The organism is Psychromonas aquatilis (assembly GCF_038155185.1).
GTDB lineage: Bacteria > Pseudomonadota > Gammaproteobacteria > Enterobacterales > Psychromonadaceae > Psychromonas > Psychromonas aquatilis.
On sequence record NZ_JBAKAZ010000149.1, the window covers coordinates 1 to 451 of the forward strand.

1 protein-coding gene is annotated in these 451 nt (G+C 39.5%); it reads left to right on the forward strand.

Translation table 11 applies throughout. The annotated features are described in order from the left end of the window. Positions 1–451, forward strand: a 451-nt coding sequence (locus V6256_RS15215) for a DDE-type integrase/transposase/recombinase (protein WP_341599107.1), incomplete at both ends; no start/stop codon positions are given.

Sequence of the window (451 nt, forward strand, 5' to 3'; positions counted from 1 at the left end):
ATCAGTTTTAGCGATTTGTAACAGTAAAGAATATGCAAGTTTACCCCCTTCTCAGATAGTGCCTTCATTATTAGATTCGGGGGTCTATATCGCTTCAGTATCAACGTTTTATCGGGTTCTGAAACAGGTTGGTCAACTCGTTCATCGAGGGCGTAGTAAAGTCCGTAAAAAAGTCAGTAAACCAACCACATATACTACTAATAAAGCGAATGAAGTGTGGTCATGGGATATCACTTATTGCCACTCAAAAGTACGGGGACAATATTATTATTTGTACATGATAGAAGATATTTATAGTCGAAAAATAGTCGGCTATGAGGTGTATGAAAATGAGTGTGGTATCAAGGCTGGTGAGTTACTTGAACGAACCTGCTGGCGAGAGAAAATAGGTCGTAACCCACTCGTTTTACATTCTGATAATGGTGCACCAATGAAAGCGGTGACGATGAAA